30 protein-coding genes and 1 tRNA gene are annotated in these 25,374 nt (G+C 57.0%); 2 read left to right on the forward strand and 29 right to left on the reverse strand.

Translation table 11 applies throughout. The annotated features are described in order from the left end of the window. Positions 1-102: 102 nt before the first annotated feature. The 9 genes from AC5XE7_RS05190 to AC5XE7_RS05230 form a co-directional block, all read right to left on the reverse strand. Entirely contained in the window at positions 103-669 is a 567-nt protein-coding gene (locus AC5XE7_RS05190; protein WP_495365101.1) for a class I SAM-dependent methyltransferase, read from the reverse strand. Next, complete coding sequence (locus AC5XE7_RS05195) at positions 660-1,316, reverse strand: hypothetical protein (protein ID WP_495365102.1); 657 nt, start codon at positions 1,314-1,316, stop codon at positions 660-662. The genes AC5XE7_RS05190 and AC5XE7_RS05195 overlap by 10 nt, the downstream gene beginning before the upstream one ends. Further along, the gene (locus AC5XE7_RS05200; protein ID WP_495365103.1) at positions 1,292-1,945 is read right to left on the reverse strand and encodes a hypothetical protein; all 654 of its coding nucleotides are present in this window, start codon (positions 1,943-1,945) and stop codon (positions 1,292-1,294) included. Before AC5XE7_RS05200 ends, AC5XE7_RS05195 begins: the two co-directional genes overlap by 25 nt. After that, entirely contained in the window at positions 1,945-2,301 is a 357-nt protein-coding gene (locus tag AC5XE7_RS05205) for a head-tail connector protein (protein ID WP_495365104.1), read from the reverse strand. Before AC5XE7_RS05205 ends, AC5XE7_RS05200 begins: the two co-directional genes overlap by 1 nt. Next, positions 2,246-2,647 carry a hypothetical protein gene (locus tag AC5XE7_RS05210; RefSeq protein WP_495365105.1) on the reverse strand — a complete coding sequence of 134 codons (402 nt, stop codon included), beginning with the start codon at positions 2,645-2,647 and terminating at the stop codon, positions 2,246-2,248. Before AC5XE7_RS05210 ends, AC5XE7_RS05205 begins: the two co-directional genes overlap by 56 nt. A 164-nt stretch (positions 2,648-2,811) precedes the next feature. Further along, entirely contained in the window at positions 2,812-3,117 is a 306-nt protein-coding gene (locus tag AC5XE7_RS05215; RefSeq protein WP_495365106.1) for a hypothetical protein, read from the reverse strand. 8 nt (positions 3,118-3,125) lie between these two features. Further along, a complete protein-coding gene (locus tag AC5XE7_RS05220; RefSeq protein ID WP_495917664.1) occupies positions 3,126-3,626 on the reverse strand; it encodes a hypothetical protein in 501 nt (166 codons plus the stop codon). Positions 3,627-3,878: 252 nt separating this feature from the next. Further along, on the reverse strand, positions 3,879-4,694 hold the full coding sequence (gene aph(3')-Ia / locus AC5XE7_RS05225) for an aminoglycoside O-phosphotransferase APH(3')-Ia (RefSeq protein ID WP_175869731.1): 816 nt from the start codon (positions 4,692-4,694) through the stop codon (positions 3,879-3,881). Between the two features lie 38 nt (positions 4,695-4,732). Continuing rightward, positions 4,733-5,248 (reverse strand): TraK family protein, encoded by a 516-nt coding sequence (locus AC5XE7_RS05230; protein WP_495366248.1) that lies wholly within the window; start codon positions 5,246-5,248, stop codon positions 4,733-4,735. Between the two features lie 367 nt (positions 5,249-5,615). Between AC5XE7_RS05230 and traJ the strand changes: the two genes are divergently transcribed. After that, positions 5,616-5,987 carry a conjugal transfer transcriptional regulator TraJ gene (gene traJ, locus AC5XE7_RS05235; RefSeq protein WP_008832110.1) on the forward strand — a complete coding sequence of 124 codons (372 nt, stop codon included), beginning with the start codon at positions 5,616-5,618 and terminating at the stop codon, positions 5,985-5,987. Positions 5,988-6,021: 34 nt separating this feature from the next. Continuing rightward, positions 6,022-6,669: a TraI/MobA(P) family conjugative relaxase gene (gene traI / locus AC5XE7_RS05240; protein ID WP_057077966.1), complete on the forward strand. Its 648-nt coding sequence runs from the start codon at positions 6,022-6,024 to the stop codon at positions 6,667-6,669. A 983-nt stretch (positions 6,670-7,652) separates the two neighbouring features. Here the strand turns inward: traI and AC5XE7_RS05245 are convergent. From AC5XE7_RS05245 to AC5XE7_RS05340, 20 genes are all read right to left on the reverse strand, one after another. Then, a complete protein-coding gene (locus AC5XE7_RS05245; protein WP_495365108.1) occupies positions 7,653-8,879 on the reverse strand; it encodes a phage major capsid protein in 1,227 nt (408 codons plus the stop codon). A gap of 10 nt (positions 8,880-8,889) precedes the next feature. Further along, positions 8,890-10,002, reverse strand: a complete 1,113-nt coding sequence (locus AC5XE7_RS05250) for a S49 family peptidase (RefSeq protein WP_495365109.1) — start codon at positions 10,000-10,002, stop codon at positions 8,890-8,892. Beyond that, positions 9,999-11,234 (reverse strand): phage portal protein, encoded by a 1,236-nt coding sequence (locus tag AC5XE7_RS05255; RefSeq protein WP_495365110.1) that lies wholly within the window; start codon positions 11,232-11,234, stop codon positions 9,999-10,001. The genes AC5XE7_RS05250 and AC5XE7_RS05255 overlap by 4 nt, the downstream gene beginning before the upstream one ends. 12 nt (positions 11,235-11,246) lie before the next feature. Next, complete coding sequence (locus tag AC5XE7_RS05260) at positions 11,247-12,791, reverse strand: terminase large subunit (RefSeq protein WP_495365111.1); 1,545 nt, start codon at positions 12,789-12,791, stop codon at positions 11,247-11,249. A 56-nt stretch (positions 12,792-12,847) separates the two neighbouring features. Beyond that, positions 12,848-13,282, reverse strand: coding sequence for a phage terminase small subunit P27 family (locus AC5XE7_RS05265; RefSeq protein ID WP_495365112.1), 435 nt, complete (start codon positions 13,280-13,282; stop codon positions 12,848-12,850). Between the two features lie 1,251 nt (positions 13,283-14,533). Next, positions 14,534-14,610 (reverse strand) — tRNA-Pro (locus AC5XE7_RS05270). Positions 14,611-15,015: 405 nt separating this feature from the next. Beyond that, entirely contained in the window at positions 15,016-16,008 is a 993-nt protein-coding gene (locus tag AC5XE7_RS05275) for a hypothetical protein (RefSeq protein WP_495365113.1), read from the reverse strand. Then, entirely contained in the window at positions 16,005-16,535 is a 531-nt protein-coding gene (locus AC5XE7_RS05280; RefSeq protein ID WP_495365114.1) for a GIY-YIG nuclease family protein, read from the reverse strand. The genes AC5XE7_RS05275 and AC5XE7_RS05280 overlap by 4 nt, the downstream gene beginning before the upstream one ends. Positions 16,536-16,630: 95 nt before the next feature. Continuing rightward, entirely contained in the window at positions 16,631-16,822 is a 192-nt protein-coding gene (locus AC5XE7_RS05285) for a helix-turn-helix domain-containing protein (RefSeq protein ID WP_495365115.1), read from the reverse strand. Next, complete coding sequence (locus tag AC5XE7_RS05290; RefSeq protein WP_495365116.1) at positions 16,819-17,178, reverse strand: hypothetical protein; 360 nt, start codon at positions 17,176-17,178, stop codon at positions 16,819-16,821. The genes AC5XE7_RS05285 and AC5XE7_RS05290 overlap by 4 nt, the downstream gene beginning before the upstream one ends. A 59-nt stretch (positions 17,179-17,237) precedes the next feature. Then, on the reverse strand, positions 17,238-17,561 hold the full coding sequence (locus AC5XE7_RS05295) for a hypothetical protein (protein WP_495365117.1): 324 nt from the start codon (positions 17,559-17,561) through the stop codon (positions 17,238-17,240). A gap of 50 nt (positions 17,562-17,611) precedes the next feature. Further along, positions 17,612-18,145, reverse strand: coding sequence for a VRR-NUC domain-containing protein (locus tag AC5XE7_RS05300; protein ID WP_495365118.1), 534 nt, complete (start codon positions 18,143-18,145; stop codon positions 17,612-17,614). Positions 18,146-18,369: 224 nt separating this feature from the next. Further along, the gene (locus AC5XE7_RS05305) at positions 18,370-20,550 is read right to left on the reverse strand and encodes an AAA family ATPase (protein ID WP_495365119.1); all 2,181 of its coding nucleotides are present in this window, start codon (positions 20,548-20,550) and stop codon (positions 18,370-18,372) included. Between the two features lie 426 nt (positions 20,551-20,976). Beyond that, positions 20,977-21,690, reverse strand: coding sequence for a hypothetical protein (locus tag AC5XE7_RS05310; protein WP_495365120.1), 714 nt, complete (start codon positions 21,688-21,690; stop codon positions 20,977-20,979). Further along, positions 21,687-22,064 (reverse strand): hypothetical protein, encoded by a 378-nt coding sequence (locus tag AC5XE7_RS05315; RefSeq protein WP_495365121.1) that lies wholly within the window; start codon positions 22,062-22,064, stop codon positions 21,687-21,689. Before AC5XE7_RS05315 ends, AC5XE7_RS05310 begins: the two co-directional genes overlap by 4 nt. Further along, positions 22,016-22,810 carry a GIY-YIG nuclease family protein gene (locus AC5XE7_RS05320; protein ID WP_495365122.1) on the reverse strand — a complete coding sequence of 265 codons (795 nt, stop codon included), beginning with the start codon at positions 22,808-22,810 and terminating at the stop codon, positions 22,016-22,018. Before AC5XE7_RS05320 ends, AC5XE7_RS05315 begins: the two co-directional genes overlap by 49 nt. Before the next feature lie 149 nt (positions 22,811-22,959). Further along, positions 22,960-23,604: a hypothetical protein gene (locus AC5XE7_RS05325; RefSeq protein ID WP_495365123.1), complete on the reverse strand. Its 645-nt coding sequence runs from the start codon at positions 23,602-23,604 to the stop codon at positions 22,960-22,962. Positions 23,605-23,848: 244 nt separating this feature from the next. Next, positions 23,849-24,082 carry a hypothetical protein gene (locus AC5XE7_RS05330; protein WP_495365124.1) on the reverse strand — a complete coding sequence of 78 codons (234 nt, stop codon included), beginning with the start codon at positions 24,080-24,082 and terminating at the stop codon, positions 23,849-23,851. Between the two features lie 187 nt (positions 24,083-24,269). Beyond that, the gene (locus AC5XE7_RS05335) at positions 24,270-24,794 is read right to left on the reverse strand and encodes a siphovirus Gp157 family protein (RefSeq protein WP_495365125.1); all 525 of its coding nucleotides are present in this window, start codon (positions 24,792-24,794) and stop codon (positions 24,270-24,272) included. Further along, positions 24,794-25,345 carry a hypothetical protein gene (locus tag AC5XE7_RS05340; protein WP_495365126.1) on the reverse strand — a complete coding sequence of 184 codons (552 nt, stop codon included), beginning with the start codon at positions 25,343-25,345 and terminating at the stop codon, positions 24,794-24,796. Before AC5XE7_RS05340 ends, AC5XE7_RS05335 begins: the two co-directional genes overlap by 1 nt. Positions 25,346-25,374 lie beyond the last annotated feature (29 nt).

The following is a 25,374-nucleotide window of genomic DNA, read 5'->3' on the forward strand; positions in this document are numbered from 1 at the left end:
CGCACGCGCTCGGGACGTTCAGCGTCATGCCCGCTTTGTAGGCAATCACGACACCATAGCTCGGTCGGTAGTCGAAACGGTCTGTGAATTTAACCCAAGACATCACACACTCACAAACCAAGTGTAGTTCGAATCCAACTCCACCCCCTCGGGAAACGCCTCATCAACGGCCCTACGCACGCCCGTGAAATCGAACGGCGGCTCAGGGTTGTCGATATCGTGGCCTCCTATCCAGCCACCCTTGCGCACCTTCGGAAGCCATGCCTCGATGTCATCGCGCACACCCTCGTAGCTATGGTCGGCGTCGAGAAACACGAAATCCATGCTGCCGTCGTTAATCTGTCGCGCCGCCTCTACAGACGGCATCTTAAGCACCACGGCTCGACCGCCACTGCGCTCCGCAACGGCACGCGCATGCGCCTCATTGGCGCCGCACTCGGCAACAGTTAGCCCGGCGCAATAGTCCTTGGTCTTGCGGTAATGTTCCGGCTGTGCCTCTGCTGGCGCCCATGTGTCGACCATAAACAGCCGATCAACGCCCTTGCGCAAAAGGTACGCTGAAAGCGCGCCGCGGAACACGCCAACCTCAACGCCGCGAGCGTTACGTCCTACGCGCTTAAGGATGGCGTCACCACGCTGGGCGGCGCCGCTTCGCTTGTCTACCGCCATGCTTTTGGCACCCATCCGGTCTTTAGTTCGCTCGGCTTCGGCCTGCCGTGAAAAGCAACAACCGCAGCATCACTAGGCGGCGCATCCTCGCAGTTGTGAACCTTGTAGGACGCAACGCTGCGCTCGCCGAACAAATCGCGGAACGTGTCGACGTCCCGGCCAAGCAACTGGTCTTCAATGAACGCCTGGTCGCCAATGCGCGGGCGCATCTTGTTGTCGTACTGGTGCGCGTTCGTATTCGGGTTGGCCGCAAAAGCATTGGCGATAAACGAATAGTCGCCATTCCAAGCCATTGCCGTGCTGCACAACATCGACGGCCGGTAATACTCATGCGCCATCGTGAACTCGTGCGGGTAGGCCGCAATGGCGTCCAGCGAGCCGACGACAACCGTATCAAGGTCGAAATACAGCGTTGGCCCGGTAAACTCATAGAACAAGTTCAGCTTGCTCCACCAACCACGCCAGTTCTTGCGCAGTGGTAGACTTTCGCAGTCAACCGGCATATCGGTAAGGCACACAAACCTATGCGGCAGGCTCAAATGGCGACGCACGCCATTCTGTAGCTTTCGCACCCACGCTCCATCATAGATGCCGCCGCTGCGCAGTACGCACGCAACGGTGATCAATGGTCGTTCTTCGCCAGCCATTCCGCCACCTTCTGCTTGCATTCGCCAACAATCGCACGTCGGACAAGAATCTGCTCCGACATGCCGTATCGTTCATTTTCTGGAAGGTGCATGAAAGGCAGGTTGTTTATCGTCACCGGACCCTTGCGCTGCATTTCAAATCGGCCAGGAACATCCTTGAACTTGGCGAGAACAGCACTCGCGTTCGGCAGCACTTCGGCGTTGGGAAGCACATCGGCGTAGTCGTTCACGACGCACGGAACGTCGATGCCTAACCGCTGCGCAGCCCATAGGCGCGAGCCGCCGAGGTATTCACTGACGAGTAGCGTTCCGTCTCGGAGGTGTTGTCGCTCTTCGTGCGGTAATTCCGCCTCTTTGCGCCGCTCAAGCCGCCCGCCAGCCACCATGATTGGGTTTCTGAAGCCTTCGCGCGCCACGGACTCCAGAAGTCGCTCATAGTGACCGGAGACTTCGTTGAACCGCCGTACATAGTGATCCTCCACAATGTCGCGAAGCGGCTCATACCGCATATGATGCCAGTTGTATTTACCGCGCCATTTCAGGCTGATTTCCGGCAGATATCGCGGCGAAGTAAGGTTGAATATTCGCGACGGAGGAAGAACCGCATAGCGGACAACGCACCTCGCCACTATTCATCCTCCACAATCGTCCGCCACACCCTATACGGCGCAAGAAGCGCTCTTACAGCGCGCGGCAGCATCGCGGACGATGTGTCCTGCGCATCCGCCTCTCGTGTTTCGTACAAGTCGCCAAGCAACAGAAGTACGGCCGCCGTAATAGCTGGCGATATCTCGATAGCTGTTCCGTCATCGCCGCTAGGCGGCGCTCCGGGTGGGCTGTCGTCGGCGGAGGCATAAACAGCCCTGTCTATGTACTTCGTTACGACATCCTCAGCCGCTGCAAGATAGGCTTCTATCTCAGCGTCGTCATCATCGTGAAACACACGCAGGTGTTTCTTGGCAAGCGTCAGCGATACAAGAGCCATGCGTTTTCTCCGCGGCGGCCAGCGCCGCGCTAAATTCCATCTTGGGATATGCCGTCAGCGCGCTAATGGCGCTCGCGTTCAGCACGCGCACACCCATTTGCCGCAGTGGCTCCGCCTGACTATCCAAAACACCGCGCCATCGCGCTAAGCTCGTCTTGGTCGGATTGCGCAGGCCGTTCTCATGCCTGCCATGCCAGTGGATACCGGCTCTGTCATGCATGTCGTAGCCGACGAGAATGATCGTGCGGCACCCGAACTGCACCGCCAAATTCAGCGCCTGAAAGCCGGAATTGCCGCCGTAGCCGACCTTGCCAAACTGGTGGATGACAATCTCGTCGCGGCGCATGTCGATACGGATAGGCCGTACGCACCACTTGCCGTCACGGACATCGCCGCCGAATTTCAGGCCCTTGTAATCGGGCAGGCCGCGCGCAGAGCGCCACCAATCATAGTCGCAGGCGTAGTGGACATTAGACCACGGAGCCAGCTTCCACGAGTTGTTGATCGTGATTACTTTGCAGCGGCCTCGCGCTTCCTGTAGGTCCGCTTCGGCCGCGCTGGGGCCTCCTGCGACGATGACGCAGGTTTCGCCGAGCCATCGCGGCCAGTCGCTCGGCGCACCGGGAAAGGGTCGCTGGTCTCACCGTCGCGGACGGCAACCAAGGGTGCCGCGACAGACTGCTCCACTTCGGGAATATGCACGGCGTAGCCAAGCGCGATCAACTCTCGGGCCTTCCAATTGTCGACTTCCGCGACCGTACCCTTCTTGGTGGTCACGTTGCCGTCGAGCAAGGTCTTTAGGTATTGGATTCGCATTTAGCGCCTCAAATAAGGAAGAGGCGCTTGTCCTTCTTCCGAATGTTGTCGCCGCCCCACATTGGACGAAGGTTCGTCAAAGCCCAGCACGCCTTGAAGTCAGGATGATCAGGGCTGTCGTAATCGAAACTGGCAATCGGCAATATGTGGTCAATGTGCCAGCCATTGACGCCGCGGTTCTCCCACGTCATGCCGGGTAAGAACTGGCGCTCTAGGTGGGCCTTGAGTTCGTCGACGGTGTAGTCAACAAACGCCGTCCACGAGTTGCCGTCCTTCTTGTCGCCAAGAGACTTCAGGATACCGCCGCGCATAAAGTCGTTAAGTGCGAATTTTGGGTCTTCGCGGTATCGCTTTGCACGCCATTGGCGCCTGGCCTCTCGCAGGTGCGGGAGGCTCCCAGCCTTATTTAGCTCTCGGCACGCCTCGCAATAACAGGTTGGCTGATAAGTCCCCGGTCTAACAAAGAAAAACACATTTTTTTGTGAAAATTCGTTTTTATTATTCAACATAGTTCCCTTCAAGAGCGATACCCCTCGAATTGACGCGTCGAGGATCCCCGCCACGGTTGATGAGAGCTTTGTTGTAGGTGGACCAGTTGGTGATTTTGAACTTTTGCTTTGCCACGGAACGGTCTGCGTTGTCGGGAAGATGCGTGATCTGATCCTTCAACTCAGCAAAAGTTCGATTTATTCAACAAAGCCGCCGTCCCGTCAAGTCAGCGTAATGCTCTGCCAGTGTTACAACCAATTAACCAATTCTGATTAGAAAAACTCATCGAGCATCAAATGAAACTGCAATTTATTCATATCAGGATTATCAATACCATATTTTTGAAAAAGCCGTTTCTGTAATGAAGGAGAAAACTCACCGAGGCAGTTCCATAGGATGGCAAGATCCTGGTATCGGTCTGCGATTCCGACTCGTCCAACATCAATACAACCTATTAATTTCCCCTCGTCAAAAATAAGGTTATCAAGTGAGAAATCACCATGAGTGACGACTGAATCCGGTGAGAATGGCAAAAGCTTATGCATTTCTTTCCAGACTTGTTCAACAGGCCAGCCATTACGCTCGTCATCAAAATCACTCGCATCAACCAAACCGTTATTCATTCGTGATTGCGCCTGAGCGAGACGAAATACGCGATCGCTGTTAAAAGGACAATTACAAACAGGAATCGAATGCAACCGGCGCAGGAACACTGCCAGCGCATCAACAATATTTTCACCTGAATCAGGATATTCTTCTAATACCTGGAATGCTGTTTTCCCGGGGATCGCAGTGGTGAGTAACCATGCATCATCAGGAGTACGGATAAAATGCTTGATGGTCGGAAGAGGCATAAATTCCGTCAGCCAGTTTAGTCTGACCATCTCATCTGTAACATCATTGGCAACGCTACCTTTGCCATGTTTCAGAAACAACTCTGGCGCATCGGGCTTCCCATACAATCGATAGATTGTCGCACCTGATTGCCCGACATTATCGCGAGCCCATGTATACCCATATAAATCAGCATCCATGTTGGAATTTAATCGCGGCCTCGAGCAAGACGTTTCCCGTTGAATATGGCTCATAACACCCCTTGTATTACTGTTTATGTAAGCAGACAGTTTTATTGTTCATGATGATATATTTTTATCTTGTGCAATGTAACATCAGAGATTTTGAGACACGGGCCTCGACGCGTCCTCGGTACCGGGCCCCCCCTCGAGGTCGACTCTAGAACTAGTGGATCCTTTTTGTCCGGTGTTGGGTTGAAGGTGAAGCCGGTCGGGGCCGCAGCGGGGGCCGGCTTTTCAGCCTTGCCCCCCTGCTTCGGCCGCCGTGGCTCCGGCGTCTTGGGTGCCGGCGCGGGTTCCGCAGCCTTGGCCTGCGGTGCGGGCACATCGGCGGGCTTGGCCTTGATGTGCCGCCTGGCGTGCGAGCGGAACGTCTCGTAGGAGAACTTGACCTTCCCCGTTTCCCGCATGTGCTCCCAAATGGTGACGAGCGCATAGCCGGACGCTAACGCCGCCTCGACATCCGCCCTCACCGCCAGGAACGCAACCGCAGCCTCATCACGCCGGCGCTTCTTGGCCGCGCGGGATTCAACCCACTCGGCCAGCTCGTCGGTGTAGCTCTTTGGCATCGTCTCTCGCCTGTCCCCTCAGTTCAGTAATTTCCTGCATTTGCCTGTTTCCAGTCGGTAGATATTCCACAAAACAGCAGGGAAGCAGCGCTTTTCCGCTGCATAACCCTGCTTCGGGGTCATTATAGCGATTTTTTCGGTATATCCATCCTTTTTCGCACGATATACAGGATTTTGCCAAAGGGTTCGTGTAGACTTTCCTTGGTGTATCCAACGGCGTCAGCCGGGCAGGATAGGTGAAGTAGGCCCACCCGCGAGCGGGTGTTCCTTCTTCACTGTCCCTTATTCGCACCTGGCGGTGCTCAACGGGAATCCTGCTCTGCGAGGCTGGCCGGCTACCGCCGGCGTAACAGATGAGGGCAAGCGGATGGCTGATGAAACCAAGCCAACCAGGAAGGGCAGCCCACCTATCAAGGTGTACTGCCTTCCAGACGAACGAAGAGCGATTGAGGAAAAGGCGGCGGCGGCCGGCATGAGCCTGTCGGCCTACCTGCTGGCCGTCGGCCAGGGCTACAAAATCACGGGCGTCGTGGACTATGAGCACGTCCGCGAGCTGGCCCGCATCAATGGCGACCTGGGCCGCCTGGGCGGCCTGCTGAAACTCTGGCTCACCGACGACCCGCGCACGGCGCGGTTCGGTGATGCCACGATCCTCGCCCTGCTGGCGAAGATCGAAGAGAAGCAGGACGAGCTTGGCAAGGTCATGATGGGCGTGGTCCGCCCGAGGGCAGAGCCATGACTTTTTTAGCCGCTAAAACGGCCGGGGGGTGCGCGTGATTGCCAAGCACGTCCCCATGCGCTCCATCAAGAAGAGCGACTTCGCGGAGCTGGTGAAGTACATCACCGACGAGCAAGGCAAGACCGAGCGCCTGGGTCACGTGCGCGTCACGAACTGCGAGGCAAACACCCTGCCCGCTGTCATGGCCGAGGTGATGGCGACCCAGCACGGCAACACCCGTTCCGAGGCCGACAAGACCTATCACCTGCTGGTTAGCTTCCGCGCGGGAGAGAAGCCCGACGCGGAGACGTTGCGCGCGATTGAGGACCGCATCTGCGCTGGGCTTGGCTTCGCCGAGCATCAGCGCGTCAGTGCCGTGCATCACGACACCGACAACCTGCACATCCATATCGCCATCAACAAGATTCACCCGACCCGAAACACCATCCATGAGCCGTATCGGGCCTACCGCGCCCTCGCTGACCTCTGCGCGACGCTCGAACGGGACTACGGGCTTGAGCGTGACAATCACGAAACGCGGCAGCGCGTTTCCGAGAACCGCGCGAACGACATGGAGCGGCACGCGGGCGTGGAAAGCCTGGTCGGCTGGATCCGGCCACGATGCGTCCGGCGTAGAGGATCTGAAGATCAGCAGTTCAACCTGTTGATAGTACGTACTAAGCTCTCATGTTTCACGTACTAAGCTCTCATGTTTAACGTACTAAGCTCTCATGTTTAACGAACTAAACCCTCATGGCTAACGTACTAAGCTCTCATGGCTAACGTACTAAGCTCTCATGTTTCACGTACTAAGCTCTCATGTTTGAACAATAAAATTAATATAAATCAGCAACTTAAATAGCCTCTAAGGTTTTAAGTTTTATAAGAAAAAAAAGAATATATAAGGCTTTTAAAGCTTTTAAGGTTTAACGGTTGTGGACAACAAGCCAGGGATGTAACGCACTGAGAAGCCCTTAGAGCCTCTCAAAGCAATTTTGAGTGACACAGGAACACTTAACGGCTGACATGGGAATTCCTGCAGCCCGGGAATCATTTGAAGGTTGGTACTATATAAAAATAATATGCATTTAATACTAGCGACGCCATCTATGTGTCAGACCGGGGACTTATCAGCCAACCTGTTAGCAGTGGTTGCCGCCATTGGTGGATACCAAAAAACCCTCGCCGCAATGAGTGCATACCTCCAGTCGGCCTATGCGCTTTCTGGCTCCACCTTTATCGTCAGCATAGCTTCTGGCCCTAGATTCTCGACCATTCGCAGATCGATAGCACTCTTCACAGCAATACTTAGCGCGGCTCTTGGATGTTGCCACAAAGGATGTCTCACACTCCTGGCACGTGAACGTCTCACCCTTTACCTTTGGTACGCCCCTCTTGCGGCGCTGTTTCTCGGCCGCTATACGAGCGGACTCGCGTTTATTCTTGATCTTGCAAGATGAACAATAAACGCGAGCGTTTGTCCGATACGACACCATAGCGCCGCATCCACCAAAACACTCGGTAGTTTTACAAGGAAGTTGCGCTCCCGCGACGGGCGCACTAAATAACGCATCAAGCATCACGGAGTCCTAACTACTCGGTGGTGTTAGAGTCCCGCAGAGATTGGCGTCTCTGCGGGACTCGCCTACCTAGTATATAGGCATTCCTTTCGCGCCTTGCAAGGCGTTACGCCGAAGCGGTCGTAACCGTGTCGATGTCGCCGGTGACGAACGCTTCAGGCCTGTATACCGCAAGAGCAAGCCGCTCCTCGATCCTTACGGTCAGCATATTGCGCTCGAAGTCGTCGACGTTCTCGCTCGAAAGCAGAACCTCAACGCCCATGCGGTCGAAGATCTGAGCGCCAAGATTGAACGCGCCGGTCAGGAACTCACCTGCGGCCATGGCCTGCGTCTGCACAACCGGCAGACCCCACAGCGACGGACCAATCGGAGACTGAGCGTTGCCGACGATGTAGCGACCCTCGTTGTCCTTGGTCAGTTCGATGCGCGCCCAATCGGTCGGATTCAGCACGAAGCCGGAAGCCGGGTATTCGGCGAGCACGACCTGAAGAACCGCAAGGCGCAGGCGATCAATCGCCGTCTCGTCGGACGGGTTGAACGCCGGAGCGAACGCGGTAGCCTGCGGCAGGATGCCGTTCAGGTTCTGGCCGGTGCCGTTGCCGTTGAGAATCTGGTTCTCTTCGACAAACTTGAGGCCATAGGTGCCACGTGCGTTGATGTAGCTGGCCAGAGCCGGCGCGTCGTCCATGATCTGCCGCGACGCCTTGAAGATATGCGCGATAGTGCGCACCGGCGTAGTAAACAGGTTGAACGTGATGTCCGATTGCGGCTTCTTGGTGCCTTCCGTAACCGGACGGGCGTTGTTCGTGAATCCCGTCTCCTTGACGAACTCGACGCTCGACTGCGACGTGGTGCCGGGAGCAAGTAGGTCGCGGATGGTAAGCTGACGATTCGGAGGAGCGATGATGCCCGGAACGCGAGCGCCGGGAACCAGCGACGTACCAGCCGAACGGCCAGCACCGACAGTGGTATTACCGGAAGTGATATCAGCGCGCTCAGCCTGAACGCGGATCGAGCCACGCCAAGCGCCAGCCGAATCAAGCGCCTTGAACGCCTCGGAGTTAACGAGCTGGTCGCCGTATCCACCAACTTCGGCGTCATCCGAAGCTTCCTTCTCACGCGCGGCGCGCTTTTCCAGTTCCGTCAGGCGCGTGGTGGCCTCGCCAAGCTCAGACAGGGCCTTGTCGACCCTGCCGGTCAGTTCAGCCGAGGCTTCGCCGTGCTTGTCGATCTTAGCCTTGAATTCAGTGCCGAGGTTGCCGACGGTTTCTTTGATAGTAGCGAGAGACTGGCCAAGTTCGCCAATCTTTTCGGCAAGTGCATTATCGGACATAAGTCCTCCTTTAAATCTGGGGGAAGTCACGCGCGGCCGCAAGCAAGCGGTCCAGCGCAGCTAGTGTTGCCGCGTTCGTGTCAGGCTCCCCCTGACCATCCTTGAAGTAGAGGCGCGCGGCGCGCTCCGCTTCCAAGTTCGACAAGCCCAGAAGACCCTTCAGGCCATGCTCGAACTCGCGTTTCGTAATCTTTTCGCCCGCCGCCATCTTCGCGGCCAGCACTTCCGCAGCCTCGCGTCGAGACTGGTTTGCGGCCTTGATGCGGCGCACCGTGTCTGGCTCGGACGCCCCGCCATAGCGGGCAATCGTCTCTTCAAGCGTCGCCACACGGTCGACCATACCGCGGTCCATCAGGGCTTCGGCGTAAAACACCCGCCCGCGCCCATAACCGTCCTCGACTTTGCCGACAGTGGTGCCGCGGCCATCAGCAACGGCCTTCAGAAACGCCTGATAGGATCGATTCACACCATCCTGGATATGTGCCAGCGTGTCTTTGCCAAGCGGTTCCGTCTCGTTGCCCTCGACCTTTTCAGGCGTAGAGGCGATGTACGTTCGCTTGATGCCGCGCTTCTCCAGCGCCTGCGAAATGTCATCATGCGCCGTGTAGACACCAATTGAACCGGCTCGACCAGAAGGCGTGACCACGATCTCATCCGCGCTGGCCGCAATCCAGTATGCCGCGCTTGCCGCCAGCGAATTGACCTGCGCGATGATCGGCTTTTCACCGCCACGCAGCGCCCGCAACTCCGAAGAAAGCTCCTCCGTGCCCGGAACCGAACCGCCGGGGCTATCAATGTCAAGCACGATCGCCTTGACGTCATCGTTGGCAAGCGCCGAATGCAGCGCCTTCTTGATGCCGGCGTAACTCGTGCCGCCAGACATGGCGGAAAAGGCGTCCATTTTGTTCGCCAGAACACCATAAACAGGCACAATGGCGACGGCGCCATCAACGCTTGCGACTTCGCGGGCACGCGCATCGGAAATGGCCGAAGCCACCTCCGAAGGAACCAGTTTCTCACCTTCGGCGCGCGCAACGATGATATCGGCAAGCATGCCGAGCTTTTCGCGCTGAATAGCCCAAGGCTCCGCCAAAAAGGCGGTCATCAGGTTTTCAAATTTCATCTATTTTCCTGTTCAGCGCTTGGCTGCGGCAGTTGGGCGGGCTGCTCACCCAGCTTTTCCAGCGGCGTCATTGCGCCCTGCACAATCGCGCGATCGCCGCCCTTGACAGGCGCCTTGTCTTCGTAACCGCGCGCCTCGTCGATGAGGTAAATGCCCGCGTTCACCATGGTCGAAAGGAAGCTCGCCCGCGCCGCGCTATCGCCGCGCAAAAGCTCTTCCATGTTGAACTTGACCTTGTATTTCTTGCGGTCATCACTCGACAGAATGTCGCGATAGATCGCGTACTCGATGCGCTTCAGCATCGGACGCATGCACGTCTTGGTGAACTGAAGTATCAGCTGCTCAATGCCGCTTCCCCATGTCGTCGTGCCGTTGGCAGCATGGCCAATCATGACGGGGGGGACGCCGAAGATTCGGCAAATCTGTTCGACGCTGTACTGTCGCGTCTCAAGCATCTGCGCGTCTTTGGGGTTGATGTTCAGCTGGTACGGCTTCATGCCGCCCTCCAGCGGCAGGATCCCGCCGGACTTCTCGGCCCCGCTGAACTCATTCAGAACGCCATAGACCTGCTTGCGCTGCTCAGGCGTAAGCACCTGGTCCGCGCTCACAATCACGGACGGCAAAAGCCCGCCCTTGAACGTCTTGCCGGCCGTCTTTTCTCCGGCAAGAGCATTGCCGATAACGTTTCGGGCCACTCCGATGGGCGAAAGACCACGATCGCAGCCCGGCATGATGACGCCGCGCACATGAAACATGCGCTCTTCGGAAATCTTCCGAACCTTGCCCTTCTCGGTAACCTCGTAGTACCGAGCACCGCGGTCGTTGCGCTTTACAGCAACCGTAATCGGGTTAAGCGGCATCAGCGCTACAAGCCGGCTGCCTGACATCTTCTTCTCCGCGAAGAAGTTGCCGTCCAGACACAGGCAAAGTGCCACCATTGACCAGAACTCAGGCGCCGTATCGTCCGCATTCGGCATGCCGTGCAGCAAATCGTAAAGATTGCTGTCCTTGGCCACGGTCACACCGTCTTCAGCGTACACAATGCACGGCAGCGTGCCTACTGCGTTCTGAATCAGGTTGACGCACGCCCACACAGCATCAAGCTGCATGGCGCGGTCATACGTGACCACCTCGCCGCTATCCGTTCCCGCGCCAAAAAACGCCCGCCAGAACGGCGAGGATTCGGCGTTAAGGTCGATAGGGCGGCCAAGCCATCTATCCCACCAAGCCATTTATTGCCCTATCTACCAGGTAAAACTGCGAAGCGACGAAGCGAAATCGTCGAGGTTTGGCGGATTCTCCACCAAATCCCGCGCCTTCAGACCAAGCGCCATTGCGGCTGCCACGCTTCCATCGATGCGGAATCGCGTCGCAGCCTTGTCCAGCTTTCGATTGCCGGCCGAGTCTGTCTGTACGATCGCGTTTGCGAAGCAGAAGCCAAGAACTGGGTTCCCGTCGTGCTTGAATCGACGTCGTATTACCGACTCTTCAAGCGCATCAACGGCAGGTCCCATGCTTACGAAACCCTGCCCCCAGTCGACCATCCTGATTGCGCCATCTCGGGCATCCTTATCGTCTCGGTAAGCCTCAATGCCGATGGCGTCCAGTTCCTTCAAAAGCATGTCGATGCGCGCACGGTCATAGGCTATGCCGGCAATCTCGTATTCTTGCGAGATGCGAGAAATCGTTTGTGCAACGTATCCGAAGTCAATGACCTTGCCTGGAGCAGCATCAAGCCACCCATCTTTGTGCATCGTCGGATAGTCGAAGTGGTCGCGCCTATAGTGGTCGTGAAGGAAGTCTTTCGGCTTCCAATGCCAAGCTCTTACGCGATCATCACCCGGCTCAGCCGATACAGCGACCAATGCTGTCAAGTCGACCTTGGCTGACAGATCAAGCCCCAGATATATACGCTCGCCGGGACGCAGCAGGCCATTCGGCGCCGCACCATCGACTTGGCACGCCTTCCATTCCGACCTGGATATCAGCGGCGATGTCTGGTCAACGCGCTGATTCAGATAGAGGTTGCGGAAAGCCGCCTCTTTCGACGTCTGACGAGTTGCCTCCTCCGCCAGCGCACGAATATCTTCCGTCTTACGAAAGTCACCAAGCGCAGGGTTCGCTGCCGCCCAAGCTTCCTCGTCAAGCAGATCGTCGATGTCCTCATCTGCGGCATACAGGTGCACGCAAATACGCCTGTCGTTCGCCCGCAGGCCGTCGTCAATCAGCTTGGAAAGCGGATGTTCAGGGTCGGGTGACTGGGTGGAAATGACGAATCCAAGCGGCTCATTGCGGGCGCCCTGAGACGTATTCAGAACGTCGTAAAGCTCGTGGTCGCGGGCTTGTGCTAACTCGTCATAAATCCATACAGACGGGTTCAAACCGTGCTTCGTGCCCGCCTCAGCCGACAACGCGCGGTAGAAGCTGCCGTTGGACTTGCATACTATCGTTTTCGTCGACGGAACGACCGTCAGCGGCATTTCGCCAAGAGGCCCAAATTCCGGCTCAGCCTCGACCATCTGGCGGGCAAACTTGAAGACCTGGCCAGCCTGCTCACGATCAGTCGCGGCGCTGTAGATTTCGCCGTTGATTTCACTTACCGGGCCGCACAGATGCGCCAAAACAAGCGCCGCAATCAGCGCGGTCTTACCATTCTTACGGGCCACGCTGAAAATCGCTCGCCGGACGCGGCGCTTGCCGTCTGCCAGTGGCGCGTACACGTCCCGAATGAACTGCTTTTGCCACACGCGCAGGACTATCGGCTTGCCCTGCCCCTCCCCGCTCGGCACACGCAGAAGTTCAATGAAGTCGATTACTCGTTGAGCGCGTTCCAGCCCCTCATCGGTTACGCCTTCACCGCGCTCTGCCCAATCAGGCCGGCGAACTTTGATGATTTTTTCTCCTCTGGCAACGCCAGTGCAGCGCGAGCCTTCGGGTCCATGCCAAGGCGGTCGCCCATCGACATCATGATGCGCGCGGCGTCATTCTTGATCTTGAACCAAGGATTTACGGTCATATTCCCGGTCGAACCTGGAACCAGTGCCGGCTCTGTCTTCAGCGCCTCAGTGGCGCGCTTGTGGTCCGACCATGCCGCCGCGTAAACGGCGATGCCGCCCGTATCTGTCGCGGCATAAGTGCCCGGCGGCATCGCCGCAACGATCATTTCAAAGCATTGTCGCGCGTCGTCATCCAGATAATTTGGAATGAAAACATCGCCATCAGGCTTCACAGACGGCGGTCGCTTCTTGCGCTTGCCGGGGTTGCCCTTCAGCGCCTGCATTTCCGGCGTCTCGGGGCGCGGTCCTCTTGCGCCCATTTATTTCGGCCCTCGAAAAAATAACTTCAAAACCTGCGGCGTAACGCGCTCGACTCCCGCGCCGGTCCGGGACTGGAACAAGCGTCGAGTTTTTGACTACCCCCCCCATACTCAAAAATTTTTGGGTCAAGGTGCATCGTGAAATGAAAATAGTGACATAAGATGCTCTTAATGGTGCTATTTTCGCCTAGATTGGCCACCCATCTGGCCCGAACCGAACCACCTTCTGCCCAAGGTCTTCGCGCTGGCCTCGTGATGCGTGACATGACTTGCACGTCGACACGAATGGCCCGCTCCAGAACTTAGTCTCGTCACCTCTGTGGCCACCATCTGCGTGGTGGACCTCGGCTGCTTCGGTGATTTCCTCGCGCTCAAGGCACCACTCACACAGCGGGTCTTGCGTAAGCTTGGCTTGCCGTATGCGTTGCCAGCGAGCCGTCTTGTACAGCCGCCTATAAGCCTTGGCTTCATCGCTGCGCTGATCTTTACGTGCCATTGAACACCATGGGGCCGGCAGCCGGAATCGAACCAGCAACAGGTCAGTAACTAAGGCCTGCGCCGTACCTCTGACGGCGAGAATGCCGCCCTTTACCGAGGTTTTTGCCTTTGAATGTATCTGTTTGGCTGTGGCAGTTGGGGCACAATAAGCACAGATTATCCGGGCTATTATCGTCCGAATCTCCGCTGATATGCTCAACTTCAAGCGTTATATGCTTTCCATTCCAATCGCTGATGCCGCAGTCGCGGCACGAATACCCATCACGAATAGTTATCAGTCTTCGAAGAGCTCTGGCGCTCACCGGCGCGGATTCTCCAGAAATCCACCTACTGTAATTATCTTGGGTTTTGAACTCAGCCTGACAAGCCAAGGAGCAAAAGACGCGATCACCGCTATACCTCGCGTCAACGGCCTCCGAACCACAGCATTTGCAGGTAAATGTCCCTTTATCTGACGTATTTCGTCCTGTATTTCTCGAGATGGCGGCACATGACATGCAACAGTATTTGTTGCTCCGCTTTTCAAATGGCAATTCACAGCCACATTCGGCGCACAATTTTGGAGAGAGCCTATAGCTATCTCTTATTTCCGCGCTAATCTTCCTCTGGTATTCACCTGTGAACTGCCCCGTTGCCGTCCTCACCGCTTTTTTTCTCCGCGTTACTGCGTTGGGCAGCAATATCAGATTCTACCAATTGAGCTATGCCGGCTTGATCTGGTCTGGGCAGCAGGACTTGAACCTGCGACATCCGCCTTCCAAGGGCGGCACTCTACCGGACTGAGCTACACCCAGATTGAAAATGAAGGCCGCACGGCATAGCCGCAGGGTTACGCTACCCACATTTGCCTGTCGGCAGGGATGGCGGCCATAACAACAGGCCAGTATGTCTGGCATGGATAATCCGAAAGCGGCGGGGAGCAGCCCAGACGGGCAAGCTACAACCCGCCGCCGATACGCCCAAGGCAGCCAGACGTCGCAAGCGACGGAGGAGAATGGCGCCAAGGGCGGATGAAGACGACAGCGCAAGGGGCGCATGCAAGCAGTGGGGCCGCCTTGCTTTCTACTGTCGTGTAGTTCCGCCCGACTCATCCGGTACCTTGCCGCGCAGGGCTTTCCCGCAACTATGGTCGAGCGTGGGGCAGGTTCGCAAACCATCCCCTTCATAACCATACGCCACAAGTGGCATGGATTTGGACGCTAAGCCGCTTTTTTCTTGCGATTATTGTCATTGGCGACTTTTAGCGCCTTTGCCGCGTCCAGAAGCACATTTTTAGCGCCGCGATCGGGGCGCGTCGTGCCTACACCGAACCGCACTCCGATCTCCGTAAGCGTCGCTCCTGACGCTACCTCCTCCGCCACCCTGATCGCCTCGCCTTTGGCAATCTCCGGTGCCTCCCACATGATTGCGCCGCTAGACGCCGCGCCGCTTGAGCCAACCACGCCACCGAAGAACTCAGCGCCCTTAGCAATGCCTGAGGCAAACCGTACTGCCCGCTGCCCATATGCCGTCAGCGGCAAATCCTCGAACTTCACCGAGCCATCAACGCCGCGCTGGCGCAACTCGGCGCGATTGGCCTCCACGTTGCGCTGCGGATCATACATGGGCGCAAGCGCCGGATCCGCGCTTATCGGGTGTTGGTACGGCTGGGCCACCACAGGCGAAGCCACAGCACCGCGCAGGGCAAGATACCCGTTCGGGTTGCGCCGGCCGCTTGGCTCCTCCCCGCGAGGCGTTGCCCTGTCGCGCGGCTCCAGCTTCCTGCCTTTTGCTGTCCGGCCATACTCAACGAGCGCGTTGCCCTTGAACCTCAAATCGCCAAGCTTGATATACGGATTGCCGTCCTTATCCTGCTTAACTTCCGGCTTCAGCCAGACATAGTTGCCGTCGTCATCCTTGCCATTGCTTGACGCTTTTGCCAGCTCGCCGACCGTGGGGCGGATTTCTAGGTCGCTATCGACTGCGTCCGGCGACCATAGCGTCTTGGAAAGGGATTTCACCGCTTTTGCCATAGGCTCAGCCAACTCCGGGTGATTGTCGTAAAGCCATCGCAACGCCGGTAGGGTGGTGGTGCTGCGCAGGCGTTTCGATGGTTGAGGTTTGTTGTCGTTGGCGGCCTCGCGCTTGGCTGGTGTGGGTGGCGTTGCAGGTGCTGCCGAAAGGGCGTCGGCGAATGATTTGTAGGTTGTCATGCTGCGGCCTCGTGCTCGCTATGGCCCCAGTGCGCCTTGCCTGGCGTCACAACGCCAAAGTACGCAATCGGGATGTCGTCTATGATAGACAGGATTAGACTGTGCGCCTGCGATGGCTTGCACCGAAACCATTCGCTCTGAAGCCTCTGGAAACCTCGACTGGGCGCAGCTCTGTGAGTTTGATTCTCTACAAGCTGCGCGTATTGCTTATTGCGAAACCAGAATGCTCTGTGGATGTACAATCGCCTTGGATTGCCCGCCTGAAGTTGCAACAGCCGCTTGTTTGCGTCACGTGCCTCTCCAATTTTTACGCATTCCCCGAAGATATCTGAAATTACGTAAACCAAAGAATGATCATCGGAGTCCTGATTCATCGAATACAGATTAGATGACAGCATCCTCAATGGGTGTGATAACTTATATTCCTTTTCGGTTGTAATGAGCTGATCCGAAGATGTGACGTCTATGTTCCCCCATCCGCAGATTACATTCCTAAGGCGCTCATCATTGTCGTTGTTGGGCTTCAACGATTTCTCCTCAATGTGGCAGTTCGCGCTTGGTAGGCGCTGGTGGTATCCTGAACCTAAGCGCTTTTGTTAACTTTGTCAAGTACTAATAGACATCATTCAGGCGGTTGCCATCCGCTCTCCATGGCCAGCATGACCAGCGCCAAAAGCCGAGGCACGGGACGCGGGTTGGTCTCCCGCTCGAACTCGCTTATGCGCATCGGAGATTTGTACCCCAAAACGCGCGCAAGCTCAGCTTGGGTTAGTCCCAAACGGAGACGTATTGAGCGGAAGTCGGACGAATTCATGATGAGCCATCGCTTGCAGACAAAGATAGCTTATCTTGATCGTCTGATGTCCATAAAAGATGATCAACCGCGCTGCGAAATGTAAAATCATCCGTAACGCTGTCCCATGTAGCAACTACGATATCCAGCGGGTGAGCGCCCAAATTAACAAGTCTCTTTGTTAATTGTCGCATTGCGGGCCATGATACTGGACCCGCGAGAGGGACAATCTCCTTAATGCCACCGTTGTTAATTATTTCAAGGCAGATTATATGCGGTGCTTTTGTTTTTTTGGTAAATTCTCCAATCGGCGGCATCGGAAAAATTGCACCGCTAAATTTACCCCTCTCTGTCCCGGGAAGGCCGAGGTAAGGCATCTCCAGCGTCCATCGGCGGCGATCTTCGTAGGCTTTAGCCAGAGCATGGACCGGCCCCATCAGGCAACTGCCAGGCAAATGTTGTCGCGGATGATGAATTCGCCAGCATCTTCGCCCCACTCGCCCTCATATCCGCCGACGAGCACTATCGCCTCGTTATCCCAGCAGTATTCCTTGCGGATACGGGCGACTGCGTCTTCAGCTTCTGCGGCGGTGCGAACCTTGATAGTGCTGATGCCGCGAAGTTCCTCGTCGGTGCATTCGCCATCAACCCACACGCGGCTATTGCCGAGAGTCTGGCCAACGGTTGCGGCTACGCGGTGGGCGCGAACGCCGTAGTGCTCGTATTCGCCTTCTTCGATGATCGCTGCAAAGTTGGTCATTTCCGTCGCCCTTGTTGATGACTAATATGTAACGCATATGCGTTAGTACGTCAAGCGACTTTTTTTGCCTTCTCTGTTTTGTTTTGATTCCCGGCCAGCCACTGGCGGACAAGGGCAACGGCCTGTGCGGCAGCGTCCTCCGTCGTGGTGGCGCGCAGGACGGCAACCTCGTGCCCAAGCTTGGCCAGCGCAGCATGCCGATCAACCTGGGCCGGTGACAGGCGGCCACCCGAACCAGTGGCGGGGTTGCCAACCTTATTCTCGATGAATGCGCACTTGCCGCCCGGCAGAAAGATCGTGACATCCGGGTGGCCAGCCGTAAGTCCGGTTGCCAGTGCCTGCTGCTGTGCGCGTGGACCGCGCTTGCCGGCTTCCATGCCGCCGACCAGCAGGAACTGCTCGCCGTACTCGGGCATGGCGCGCAGCGCCCTGATTTGGGCGGCCTGCAACTCCCATTCCAGCACCGGTGCGGGGCGGGCGGTGACGCGCCCGTTGCGGGTGGTGAGGCGCATGCGCTGGCCGCCGATGCGGACAGTCTGGGTGGTGGTGGTGTTGGCGGTGCCGTTGGTGGTGGTGCGCGGCATATAAACTCCTACTATCAGGGGAAGCCGTTCCCAACGCTTCCCCCTACGTAGTAGGGGGTAATTTCCGGGAACGGAAATACCATTGTTTTCAATGGCTTATCCATTTCTGAAAATTCCGGGAACGCCGGGAATGGAAATGCTAAGTTATTGATTTTCAAAGAGAACCCATTCCCATTCCCGTGGGAACGACTTCATTTCCAAGAGGCTTGGGAACGGGTTTTTGCCTACCCGGCGCGCTTCATGCCAGCCCTAAATTCACCCAATCCAGCAGCGAATGGGCCTGTCGGAACATCGAGCCATTTTGGCGTTTTCTCATTTCTGGCCTTGCAGCGAACAATTTGTCCGCGCTCCAAAGCGTCATCCACCATGGCGTGAAGTCTCCCCTTTGAGAGGGCCTTCAACTCGGATGGCAACTGCTCACGAAGCTCGAAAATTCCTGACGCTCCCGACTTTGTATAGGGCGAACCGGCCGCAGCCGCGCTCTCGATGGATATGACAAGGATTGTCGAAAGATCATCCTGTGATGTGAAAACACCATCTGTATTTGACGCCGTGATATCCTCAAGCAGGCCAAATTCATTCCTATGGTAAGTTGACAGAATTCGTCGGGCGGCTCCGTTAGCCTTCACAACTCCGCCGTAGGCAACAGAGTTATGCAGGTAAGGCTTACCTATGCTGCGGCATATTTTCTTCGCGTTTTCTTCCTCGGCTGGCCACAGTGCATAGGCAAGGCGGAGGCCGTCCACCAATGCCGTGCTGCCCCGGATAGCGTCACGAGCCTCTGACAGCTTTTCTACGGGCTTCGCCGTTTTCTTCATGTGGTGCGCGACCATAACGGTAGCCCCCGTTTCGGTTGCCACTCGACTCAAGGATGTGCAAACGAATTGCCCTGCTGCTGGATCTTCATTGATCTGCAGATGCGCGAAGCTTGCTAGCGGATCTATGGCAACAAACATGAGGTCATCGATCGTCAAAAGTTGGTCAACCAGCTGCCTATATTCTGGCGTCTCCTCCAAACCTCGATCTTTACCTTGCCTCCAGAACGGCATGGCCCCACCAGCGCTCGGCAGGGGCACAACCATTAGCTTGTCAGCGACGGACTTGTAGCGGTCCTCACGCATGTCCAGAGCAGCAAGACGACGATGCACTTCGCCCTCGTCGTCTTCCGAAGTGATCATGACAGCGGTTCCGTTCCTCCTGACGTGACCGCCAAGTATAGGCGGCGCAAACGCACCCTCGCCAAATGCAACGCGACGGGCCGTTTCCATCATGACGAACGATTTACCGGTATCTCCCATCGCTGCGATCATAGCAGGCACACCGAGCGGAACGATACCGTCAATAAGATAATCGACCGATGGAGGCTCGCCCACGAAACGCGACGCCTTCCAGTCGAAGATATTGAGGCGTTTTTGCGGTTTGTCGTCGTTTGCGGCTTCTGGTGGCCGCTTGTCAGAATTAAGATTTAGGCTCACGCCAAGTTGAGGTTGGTTCCACCCCATGGATTCTGGATCAGCGCTGACACGCTCACAAAGCCAGAATGCAGCATCCTTCGGCGTCGCGGCGCCACCATACTCAATAACGAGCTGAATCGGCGTAGATGGCTTTTCCTCACCAAAGTCGCGCACGCCGTCCGGGTGGATACTGATGTCCTCCTCAAGGTTGCGGCCGAGTTCCTTGCTGCTAACGCGCCACGCGCCCGTGCCGGCCTCTTTGTGGGCGCCGGAGAACAGCGACGGCACCCATGCATCCGCGTTCGCAAGGGCGGATGTATTGACGCGCTGCCAGAAGGTTTCGCCTCCCTGCAGTACCTGTGTTGACGATTTGTCATGCTTTTTCTCGGGCAAACCAACCGCGGCCATCCGCGATTCCGATTCAGCAAGAAACCTGTCCAGATCGTCGGGCACAATTACAGGCAGGTCAGCAAAACGCACGTCCAGTGGCGAGTCGCCAATCCACTCATAATCGCGGCCTGTTTCTGGGTGCATCCCAAACGCCACAAACTGCTGGCCTTTACCGAGAACCTCGATCTGGCATTTGTGGCCACCAACCAGGTAGACAGGCGTCGTAGCCTTGCTGCGCGGCTCTATAGCGCGGAAAACGTAGAGGCACTTGGGCGCGCGGCCTACACGGCACAGTGCCTTTTGTCCGTCTGGCAGTGCTCGCACCATGCCGCCCAGCTCTGCCGCCAGCTCATGGTCCAGAACATCAACGTCGATCGCCACAACGTCGCCGGCCAGGATACCGGTGTTCTTGTGGTCGATGTGGCCGCGATCCCATGACTCAATGGTTGCCTCGGTCGCGCGAATTGATGACCATCCCGCGATACGCGGACGCTTCCCGTTAACCGGTATAGGGAGGTAGCCGTTACCGAGGAGCTTTTTTCTAATTTCGCTTTGATTCATGGTTGCCCGGCGGTCCTTGTCATGTTCGGCGTTACGACGCGATGCCACTCGGTGTGGCAGTTTCGGCATAGCCAGCTTGTCGGCCAGTCGTCAGCGTCGTTGAAAAGGTGAATGGGAGCCCAATGGTGACGCTCGGTCCCCTCGGTGCTCCCACATCTCTCGCATGGCTCCACATCATGGATCCGGATGAATGGAATTCTGTCCTCGTCAAGGCCCGATATGTCGGCATGTGGGAAATTCGCGCCTACGTTGCGGCACTCCGGGCAAAATGCCTTGTATTGGATAGTTCCATTTCGTGATCTGACTTTGCCCAGATGCGCCACCGTTAGGGTGCGGGAGCAGCGATAACCGTGACGCGGAGCCTTTATGCCAAGATCTGCGATGCTTGCTGTATATGGAGTGTTGTCGTTATCAAACCGCATAGGACTAAGCTGCGTCGGCAATGGTGGTGTCCTTGTTGCTGTGGGCGGAGCGCGCCATAGCGATGAGAATGTTGCGGAACGGCATTGGCGTGTGGATACGGGGCGAACTGTCCTTGCCGCCGCCGCGTGCGCCAACTTCACCAAGACGCTTGGCACGCTTGAGCCCCATGCGCTCGACCACGGCCGGATCAAGACGCGGCTCACCGACACCCCAATCCAATTCCGGAAGATCAACGCCAACGGCATAGAGAAGCGTCGGCTTGCGGGCATAGTGACCGTATCGTCCCTGCTCGACGCAACACGTCCACCCGCCATGAAAATCGGCCATGATCCAGCCGCCGGCACGAGGCGGCTTATTCAGGCCGAAGTGCGCCCAGGCATGGCTTCCCCATGGATGCTCGATGACGCCTCCGAAGGCCCGAACGGCCCATAGCGCATGCGCAAAGCAGCCGCCATCGTCGCCCTTGATTTTGCGGGTGCCGGTGCGCTTGATATAGAGCGGCTGGCCGGCCCATAGCTTGCCCCACCGCTGGCATGGTGGATGCGCGACGACAGGATGCGGCCCGGCGTACTTGCGTGCGTCGCGTACTTCGTCCCATGGATCGACGCCGGGCAGGCCGAAATAGGCGCCGTTGGCTTCGACGTATAGGGCGGCGATCGTCCGCGGCTCGCTATTGGCAACAATAGCCGGCCGCTGGTTATCATTATCGTGCTTCAAAACGGCGCCTCATTCCTGATTTCCGCCCGCAGCGCATTGCCGTACCCCTGCACGACGGTTTTCCAGAGCATGCGGCGCGTGAGTTCATCGTACTGCGCAATGTCGGTTCCGTGCTCGGCCGCAAAGTCGCCGGCTATCTCATCTACGCGATCGAGCGCACGGTGCTCGTAGGCGTCCATTCGTTTGATACGGCGGATGTCCTCGATGAGCATGGAGCAGTCGACGCAGAGCCAGCGCGGGTCTTTGTCGCGGCTGTGGGTGAAGCCGATGCCTATGCCGATGGCGCGCTCACAACAAATATGACAAACAGTCGGTTCTTCAACCTTCATGCGGCTGCTCTTTCTGAATTGTTGTCGTTCGATGGGTTCGGCCATCTTGCTCTCCATTCCATGTGGGAGCACACGTCATCCATAATGCCCAGCCTCCTCGCTACATGGACGGCCCTGCCGCATGACATTTCAAACTCTCTTCTAGTGTTGTACTTCTTCGCCTCCTCCCTGATGGTTTCTGGCATCCATTTAATTGGACGCCTGCTTGGCATGTGGTTGCAGAATTGTGCAACGCCACCAAAAAGGGCCGCAGCCTTATAGGCACCACCAGAGCCCCTTTTAAAATCCTCTCGGCTCGTGTATTTAAGCGCTTCAGCGTGAATTTCTTCAGGCGACCATGCGCGCTGCGTGCTCCCGCCAAGAGCCCCACCAACATTGGCATTAAGCAAGACTATGCCTTTTCTCGCGTAGTCTTGTATGTACCAGCGTTCCGCCTCTCTTGCGGAATCTTCGTGCAGCGGTCCACAGAGTATCTTAAATTCATGAGGTTCATTTATCAGGCGGCGAATGCATTCACGCCCAACCCGCTTGTGCTGCATGTATCTGCGCTGCGGCTGCTTGCTAAGCCCTATGTAAGCGGTCTTGTTGTTGGATGCTACTATCGCATAGATGTACCTATCTTGCGGAACCCTCTCCGTTCTCATATGAGCGTATAGCTCTCCCGTCCTGCCACTTCTTAGCCCGGCCGAATACGCTGCGTAATCGCCCTCTCTAAACTCTTGAAGTGTTTTGTAAGATTTTGCGATGGACATTATCTTGTCGAATGTCCATCGCTCGTTCTTCTTTTCCATATGACTACAGAAATGATCTAGGCCGTATTGACTGCGCCGCGCCGCTGCGTAGGCAGCCGTGGCGCCCTTATGAAATTCGGCGCGTGTTTTAAATTCTAGCGCGACGGACATGATCGCGTCGTGTGTCCATTTGCTTGTGCCTTTAGCGCTCATGCCGCACCTGCTTGCGCGGGAGCGGCATTGTCGTTGTCGCCGACCAGCGGCGCGTGGTCTTTCCAGTCGAACCACTGGATTTGCGGACGGCCCTCGTGCCGCCTGTCCCAGACAAACCACGCGTGGCAGACGGCCGAGCCCGCCTTCGGCCCCGTCCATCCATGGCGGTGCATCATGGGCAAGCGGCGGCTGGAGACATGGACGCGAGCCAGGGGGCGCATCTCGAACCACGTCTTGCGTGCGCACCCCTCAAGGAAGGCCAGCCGCAGAAGCATGGCCACGTAATCACACTCTTGAAGAGCGCGCTCCACGAACTGCCATGCCAGTTTGAAAGGCGGGTTAGTGATGATTGCCTTCGTCACGCCGCGCCCCGGATACCTGCCATCCCGCAGGAAATCCAAGCCTGCCGTGCTGTCCGGGCATCCCCGGTCCACCAAGTCCGTCGCGTATACCGTTCGGCCGCTCTCCCGCAGCGGCAGGACGATTGCGCCGTCGCCGCAGGCCGGTTCCCATATCGCCCCCTCCGGAAGCCACTTCTTCTCGATGGCCAGAAAGGCATCTACCGCTTCGCGCGGCGTGGCGTAAAAGTCGTGACCTCTGTCGGCATGACTGTGCATTCCGACTCCGGCAACCATTGCCATTCATTCTTCTCCTCATTGTGGTGCACGGTTGGTAGCCGTGTGGTGGTTGTTTTTGCGCCTGACTAGGCAACACCTGCTAGTGGGTGGTATTGTTCAAGCATCGACAACAAAGGAACGATGCAATGAACATTGGTTACGAAGAATTGGGTAGGCCCGGGGCACAGGGCTATTATGACTGCACTTACGGAAAGGTGTGGGTGCGCTGGTCTGAAATCAAGGATTGGCAACACGATCCCGCTACTCGTTATAGCCTCGTACCAACAACGGGTGGACGATATGGGCTTGGCTCAATCGTGTCATCCGGAAACCAGTCGTCGTAGGTGGCGACGTTGATCCGTCCATCTGCGGCCGAATTGTATCCGCAGGGACACTCGTATTCGTCCTTGATGTAGAGGCCGACGCCAACGTCAACACACTCAGCCTCAGCCACGCCGCCGCATTCCGGGCACTTCATGAATTGGTCGCCGTAGTTGGTCATGCCGCATCCTTTCGGCGCGGCATTTCCGAAATCAACTCGGCTCGCCACATGTTGGCGTCATCGAATGTAGAGAAGGCACCAGAGCAAATGCGAGAACGCGGCCCTTCGCTGGTGAGGTACGTTTCGATAAGCCTGTACGGACGGGGCGTTTCAGGAAACTCCTGCTTGACGATGGATAGTTCGGACATCACGCCACCCGCACCGAAATGGTAGGCTGGCCGGTCTTGATCTCAGCCCCGCGCACGGCCTTACCGGCATCTAGAGCAGCCTTGATCAGCGTCTTGTCGGGCGTCTTGACGACCTTCAGGAAGCGCGGCGGGACTGCTGTTTCGTCAACAATCTCCACACTATCCCTGCCCTTCGTCACGCTAACCGTTGCCTCAACCAGTGGCGCTTTCTGGATGCCCGCCGCTTGCATCACACGGAGCATGAGTACGCGCATTGCCTCCTTGCGCTTGTCGGCTCTGGCTTTGCGGGCTTGTAGGTCAGAGACACGTGCAGCCACGGCTTTGCCCATGCTGTCGGCGTCACGCTCGATGTTTACAAGGCGAGAAAGAACCGAGAATGCGTCGGTTTCGCCTTCGAGCATGTCGGCCTTGAGTTGGCCATCTTCGGCAAGCTCGGGATAGGCGGTCAGCAACGCGTCGATGTCTGCGAGCACATTGGCGACGTCGGCTTGCAAAAAGTTGTCGTTGGCTGTTTTGGTAGACATTATGCAGCCTCCTGCATTGCGTAATAGGCGCGCTCGTTGGCTCGATACTGTTCAAGTTCATGTTCTGCGCTACGCAACTGCTCACGCAGGCGGGGCAACTCGGCGTGTTCCATCTTGTAGTACTTCTCGACCAAGCCCTTTAATTGAGCCTCAAGGTCTGCAATGCGAGCGTCCGCAATCAAATCGCGGTGCGCCTCGACAATCTTGCGTCGCAACTCGACTGGACCGCTTTCGTGCAAGCGTGACGACGTGTCGAACCATGGTTTGAAGCCGCGCCCGTCATAATAGGACTCCGGCTTCAGGCTAAGCCGGCGGCGGGCTTCGTGTTCGTTGCCGGAAAGGATGGCTTCAATCGCCGCCTCCGCATTAGATCGGACATGACCCGCCAGCCATCCAGCAAGGTTTTCCTTGATGTTGTATTCGACCGTCGAGGCGATCTCGTCCGCAATGTCACGCGCCTGCTTCTCAAGCCTTTTCATGTCAGAGTCGGCAATTACCGTGTCCAGCGCGTCACTGATTTCGTCGCGCTTTTCGCGCAGGATATCGCCCATGCATATTCTCCTCAGTGGTAGCAGTACCG

The organism is Aquamicrobium sp. YD-1-mutant5 (assembly GCF_059509755.1).